Below are 4,937 nucleotides of genomic sequence, written 5' to 3'. Positions count from 1 at the left end.
CTGAAGCCGGCGCTGGCGCGCGGCGAGCTGCACTGCGTCGGCGCGACCACGCTCGACGAGTACAAGAAGCACATCGAGAAGGACGCGGCGCTCGCGCGGCGTTTCCAGCCCGTGTTCGTCGACCAGCCGTCGGTCGAGGACACGATCTCGATTTTGCGCGGCTTGAAGGAGAAGTACGAGTTGCACCACGGCGTGCGGATCACCGATTCCGCGCTGGTGGCGGCTGCGCAGCTTTCCAACCGCTACATCACCGACCGCTTCCTGCCCGACAAGGCCATCGACCTCGTCGACGAGGCGGCGTCGCGGCTGCGCATGCAGGTCGACTCGAAGCCCGAGGAGCTGGATGCCATCGATCGCGACCTGATGCAGGCGAAGATCGAGCGCGAGGCTTTGAAGAAGGAGACGGACGCCGCTTCCAAGGATCGGCTCGTCAAGCTCGAGAAGACGATCGCCGACCTCGAGGAGAAGTCACGCGCGCTCACCGAGCGCTGGCAGTCGGAGAAGGACAAGCTCGGCTCGGCGCAGAAGGTCAAGGAGGAGCTCGACAAGCGCCGCACGGAGCTCACGCAGTCGCAGCGCAAGGGCGACTACGCGCGCGCGGGCGAGCTGGCGCATGCTGTCATTCCGGAGCTCGAGCGCAAGCTCAAGGCCATCGAGGAGAGTGAGGGCGCCAAGGGTGTCATGGTCGAGGAGGCCGTGACGCCGGCGCAGATCGCAGGTGTCGTGTCGCGCTGGACGGGCATTCCGGTCGACAAGATGCTCGAGGGCGAGCGCGACAAGCTGCTCAAGATGGAGGAGGCGCTGGAGAAGCGCGTCGTCGGTCAGCCGGAGGCCGTGAAGGCTGTGGCGACGGCGGTACGGCGTGCGCGCGCCGGGCTGCAGGATCCGAACCGGCCGATCGGCTCGTTCATGTTCCTCGGGCCGACGGGTGTCGGCAAGACCGAGCTGACGAAGGCGCTGGCGGCATTCCTGTTCGACGACGAGAGCGCGCTCGTGCGCATCGACATGAGCGAGTACATGGAGAAGCACTCCGTGTCGCGGCTCATCGGCGCGCCGCCGGGCTATGTAGGCTACGAGGAGGGCGGCTCGCTGACGGAGGCGGTGCGGCGCCGGCCGTATCAGGTGATCCTGTTCGACGAGATTGAGAAGGCGCATCCGGACGTGTTCAACGTTCTGTTGCAAGTGCTCGACGACGGGCGGCTCACCGATGGGCAGGGCCGCACGGTCGACTTCAAGAACACGCTGATCGTCATGACCTCGAACCTCGGCGCCGAGTATCTCGCCGATCCGCGCCAGCCGATGGGCTTCGGGGCGCCGGGCGACAAGGACAAGGTGATGAGCGAGGAGGAGGCGTACGGCCTCGTCATGGACGCTGTGCGCCGGCACTTCAGGCCGGAGTTCATCAACCGCATCGACGAGATCGTCGTGTTCCACCGCTTGAAGCGCGAGGCGATGGCGTCGATCGTCGACATCCAGATCAAGCGGTTGCAGGCGCTCGTCGCCGACCGCAAGATCGTAATCGAGCTCGACGATCAGGCGCGCACCTGGCTCGCCAACAAGGGCTACGATCCGATCTACGGCGCGCGGCCTCTGAAGCGGGTGATCCAGAAGCAGGTGCAGGACCCGCTTGCCGAGGAGATCCTGCGCGGCACGGTCAAGGACGGCGACAGGGTGCATGTCTCCGTCAAGGACGGCGCGCTGACGCTCAATGGCGTGCAGGTGAGGGCGGCGGCGTAAGGCTGGCAGCCGATAGCGGGCAAACGGCAGCGCCCTCTCCTCGAAAGAGGGGAGGGCGCTTTGCTGTAGCCGCCAACCTCGATGAAGAGTCGTCTTGCATCCTTTTCTGGGGCCCGTTGCCAAAGTGCGCGACGGGGCTTTTTTTTGAGCGGTTGCGATCTTCCGAAGTCGAGCAAGCAGAAACTGGCGTGGGTCCCGGCCTGCGCCGGGATGACGTTTGTTATGTGGATGCCGTCAGCCTCCTTCTGACGTCATCCCGACGCAGCTCGTGGTCTATGCCAGCTTCAACGGACGCTACGCCGGCAGGATCCTTGTGGGAGGGCGCAACTCGGAACGGGGAGGAGGTGCTTGCTGCGCGCTACTTGCTGGCGGTGAGGACAGGGGCGCTGCGCATCAGCTCGTCGATGCGGTTGCGCTCCTTCGTGAAGTTCGCCAGGTCCTTGCCGGTGAGCTGGCGCTCGCGCTGGTCCTCGATCGAGGCCGGGTTCACGAACTGGTTGTTGACCAGGATCTCGAAATGCAAGTGGGGGCCAGAGGAGAGGCCCGTGGTGCCGATGTAACCGATGACCTGGCCCTGGCGCACCTTGACGCCCGGCGCCGCACCCGGCGCGAAGCGAGACATGTGGCTGTAGGCGGTCTGATAGCCGTTGGCGTGGCGGATGCGGATGTAGTTGCCGTTGTAGCCTTTGCGGCCGGCCTCCTCGATGGTGCCGTTGCCGGCGGCCATGATTGGCGTTCCGACCGGCGCCGCCCAATCGATGCCGGTGTGCATCTTGTACTCGCCGAGCAACGGGTGTCGGCGCATGCCGAAGCCCGACGTGAGGCGGATGTCGTCGCCGCGCACGGGACGGCGGTTCAGGAACTTCTTCGCGTTGTTGCCTTTGGCGTCGTAGTAGTCGACCTGCCCGTCGGGCGTGCGGAAGCGATAGTAGCGGCGGGTCTCATTGCCGGTCGAGATCGAGGTGTAGAGCAACTCGCCCGGAGGTCCGTCGGTGCCGCCCTCGTCCTTCAGATCGAAGAACATCTCGCAGGTGTCGCCCGAGCGCAGCCGCCGGCGGAAGTCCGTCTCGTAGGCGTGGATGCGCAGCACCTGCTGAATGGTGTCGGGCGGAACGCTCTCCATCAGAGAGGCGTGGTAGAACGCCGCGTAGAGACTCGACGTCTGGGGGGCATCGCTCATGGTCAGGCGGGCCAAGGCGTTGTCGTCGACCGGGCTCGTGCTGGCGACGAACTCGCCCGAGGCCTTGCGCGTGACGGTGACCTTGTGGGCATGGCCCTCGTCGAAGATGGAGAAGCGCACGGGCTCCATGCGGTTCTGGGTCAGCGACGGCTGCAGCGCGATGTGCACCTCCTGTCCTGGAACGACGGATTTCTCCGGCAGGACCGGCTTCATGGCCTCGATCATCTCACGAACCTGCCACGTCGTGGCGCCGGCCTCGGCGAGGACCTGGGACAGGCTTTGCCCCTCGCGCACCGTTTTGACGGTGGGCTTCAGGATATCGAGGTCGCTCGAGCCGCCTTCGTCGCCTGCCTTGGCAAGCACGGTGGTGTTCGGGGGAAGGGGCTCGTCCGGCGAAGCCGGGCCGTCGGCACCCAAGGCCTGCTCGGCGTCGATCCCGGTGTCAGTGCCGGTCAGGCCCGGCAGCGCGTCCGCGGAGGCAACGGCGTCGGAGCTCAGGAAGCGCTCGACGATCTCGCCGGCTTCGTCGTCGACAATGCTCTGCTCGTCCTCGAGCGGCAGCGTGCCGCCCAGAAGATCGACGACCTGGATGGAGACGTCTGTCGTCTGGCTGCCTTGCGCGGCGCCCTCTTCCTCGTCGCCGCCGATCGGCTTGTTGTCGGCGTAGAGCTTGAAGGGGTTGAACGACGGGATGACCTCGGCGGAGTTCGGGGGCACGGGCGCCAGGCGCGCGACGAGGCGCACGTAAGGCTTGGCGTAGATATACTCGCGCGCGCCGCGGCGCTGGCGCAGCGTCTCGTGGATGATGTAGCGCGTCGACTTGGCGCCGCTCGTGACCTGCAGGCGGTCCACCTTGGGGACGGCCCATTTGAGCCCGTCGTCGCGGCGGAGCATGGCCTCGAGGGGTGGGGCGGCCGTGCTCGCACGCAGGCGCTCGAGGGCGGGCATCAGGCCGTCCTCGGCTTCCTGCTTCTCGGCCGATCCGAAGATGACGACTAGGATCGAGACGCCGCCCACCGCGGCGGCAAGGCATGTGCTCATGAGCCAGCGGAAGCGGCCCTCGGGCTGCGGTTCGGCGTGGTCGGTGGCAAACATATCGCGCGCGCCGCGCGTCTTGGCCCCGCGATAGAGCAGCGGCGCCTTGCTCGGCTCGTGCCCGACCGCGATGGATCGGCAACGTGCGATGGGGGCGTGACGGCGGTGATCGATCACGACCTGGCTTTTCCCTCCCCGGCGGCCCCGATGGGGCCGAATAGTCCCTCCTGCCCGGGCTGGGACCCGGCAGGACGCGCAAATCGCCGACATGCGGCGTGCAGCACCCTATACCCGAGATTTCCTGCACAAAACTGGCGCTCTGATGGCGGCGGGGTGCGCGGCTTGCAGATCCGCGACCGCAGCCTATCTATAGCTCCGAGAGCTGCCCCTGATCAGCGCTGTAGACAGGTGTTGATTCGCGTGCGCTGCGGCGTCGGATCGTGAAAATAAATCCCTTTGTTTTCAGTGATCTACGGAAGAAACGCGGCCGCGCGAGAGGTTGTTGTTGACAAGGCGATTAGTTTGATATTAATTCGGTCCTTGTCGCGGGGCACACAGTGCTTCGCCGCCCTCGATGGGCATCGCTCTCTCGATAACATGTGGTTTCCAGCCGGGCCACCCGGTGGGAAACTCGTTGTCTTGAAAAGCCGGTTTTAACAGACCGGCCGATGTTTTGTCGTCGGATCGCTCTTTGACAAGTCAAATTTGAAGGAAGAGAAGCGCAGGCGGCGGAGTCCTGGCGAGATCTCTCAAGCTCTTCGGAGCGAGAGAGGTCGACGAGACTCTGGCGAAACTGCGTTTCAAGCCATCACCAGACGCGCTGGGCGTGGAGCGATCCATGTCATGTGCGCGTCAGTGTGAAGGTGCCCGTTACGCAGTATCCTTGGAGATTCCCTCCAAGCCGACCAGAATCGAAACTTTCAATCTGAGAGTTTGATCCTGGCTCAGAACGAACGCTGGCGGCAGGCCTAACACATGCAAGTCG

At 65.2% G+C, this 4,937-nt stretch carries 2 protein-coding genes and 1 rRNA gene; 2 read left to right on the top strand and 1 reads right to left on the bottom strand.

Translation table 11 applies throughout. The features are described from left to right. Nucleotides 1-1,737, top strand: a 1,737-nt coding sequence (locus IT540_RS06710; protein WP_291174782.1) for an AAA family ATPase, incomplete at its 5' end; no start/stop codon positions are given. Nucleotides 1,738-2,095: 358 nt separating this feature from the next. On the opposite strand, the gene IT540_RS06705 is transcribed toward IT540_RS06710, so the two are convergent. Then, nucleotides 2,096-4,129, bottom strand: a complete 2,034-nt coding sequence (locus IT540_RS06705; protein ID WP_291174779.1) for a M23 family metallopeptidase — start codon at nucleotides 4,127-4,129, stop codon at nucleotides 2,096-2,098. 744 nt (nucleotides 4,130-4,873) lie between these two features. Between IT540_RS06705 and IT540_RS06700 the strand changes: the two genes are divergently transcribed. Next, nucleotides 4,874-4,937: ribosomal RNA gene (locus tag IT540_RS06700) — 16S ribosomal RNA — on the top strand; the annotation flags it as partial.

The organism is Hyphomicrobium sp. (assembly GCF_020852195.1).
In the GTDB taxonomy this organism is placed as follows: Bacteria; Pseudomonadota; Alphaproteobacteria; order Rhizobiales; family Hyphomicrobiaceae; genus Hyphomicrobium_C.
The sequence above is the reverse complement of the archived record's forward strand: the minus strand, read 5'-3'. Positions and strand labels throughout refer to the sequence as shown.